Annotated in this window: 1 protein-coding gene; it reads left to right on the top strand. The window is 63.5% G+C overall.

Features of this window, described 5'->3' with window-relative positions:
• The first annotated feature begins 69 nt into the window (after positions 1–69).
• A complete protein-coding gene (locus FMZ75_RS21075) occupies positions 70–1,110 on the top strand; it encodes an IS110 family transposase (RefSeq protein WP_166146265.1) in 1,041 nt (346 codons plus the stop codon).
• The last annotated feature ends 264 nt before the right edge of the window (positions 1,111–1,374 follow it).

Genomic DNA, 1,374 nt, shown 5'->3' with positions numbered 1-1,374 from the left:
TTTTATGGAATGGCCCGCCCCTCCTTCCGGCGTAGTAGGCTCGCCGGAGATAGAACGGAGGGATTGGTCATGAAGACGAAGGTTTCCGTGCTCGGGATCGACATCGGCAAGAATATTTGCAGTCTCGTTGGCCTCGACGCGGCCGGGACGGTGATCATGCGGCGGCGGGCGACGCGGGAGACGCTGATCGGCTTGGCGCCGAAGCTGCCGGCCTGTGTCGTCGCGATGGAGGCGTGCTGCGGCGCTCATCATCTGGGGCGGGTCTTCGCGGCTCATGGCCACGAGGTTCGGCTGATGTCGCCCGAATATGTTCGCCCCTATGTGAAAGCGCAGAAGAACGACGATCGCGACGCCGAAGGGATCGCCGAGGCGGCGACGCGGCCGACCATGCGCTTTGTGGAACTGAAAACGCAGGATCAGCTCGACATCCAGACGTTGCATCGGTCTCGCGACCGACTGGTCGGCGAACGGACGGCGCTGATCAACCAACTGCGGGCGATCCTTCTGGAGCGCGGAATCGTCGTTCCCAAGGGGAAACGTCATCTCGCGGATTATCTCGCCGTCCTGCTGGACGAAGGGAACCGACATACTCTGAGCGACCGGATGTACAGGCTCGTCGACGACGCTCGCACGCAATGGCGCGAGCTGGACAAGCGCATCGCCGCCTTCGACGCGGAGTTCACGGCTTTCGCCAAAGAGAACGAGGACGCCCGGCGACTGGCGACAATACCGGGCGTCGGCGCGCTGATCGCTTCGGCCTTGTTGGCGGCGATCGGAAAGGCCGAGACGTTCGAGCATGGTCGCGATCTTGCAGCCTGGCTCGGCCTGGTCCCCCGTCAGGCGACGACGGGCGGTAAGCCGAAATTGCTCGGGATCAGCAAGCGGGGCAACCGATATTTGCGCAGGCAACTCATCCATGGCGCGCGGGCGGCGCTCCCCCATGCCGCCAAACGCGACACGCCGCTCGGGCGGTGGCTGACGGCGCTGCTCGCCCGCGTGCATCAGAATGTCGCGGTCGTCGCCTTTGCCAACAAGCTGGCGCGGATCTCCTGGGCGGTGCTGCGGCGTGGAGAAACATTTGCCGACAAGGAGGCGATCCTGGCGGCGTGAGACTGGTCGTTCGGCGCATGTGCTGCTGATCGTCCGACGATGTTTGCGGGTGGTGGATCGAAAGATGGCCTGACTGATAGTCGAACGGCGTTCTGGAAACCTGGTTCAAAAAACGGCGTTCGACGCCGAGACTTTTATGAGGACCGGAACGCGCGTATCTCCATCTTGGCCGGGGGCTCGCCCCGAGGCCGGATACGTTGACGCAGACCCATCAGAAGGCGCTCTCGATAAAACTCCTTGCAGACGGGGCGGGCCATACGTTTT

The sequence above is a fragment of the Methylosinus sp. RM1 genome (genome assembly GCF_011378635.1).
In the GTDB taxonomy this organism is placed as follows: domain Bacteria; phylum Pseudomonadota; class Alphaproteobacteria; order Rhizobiales; family Beijerinckiaceae; genus Methylosinus; species Methylosinus sporium.
Note: the sequence above shows the minus strand (reverse complement) of the source record. Positions and strands in the feature narration are given on the sequence as shown.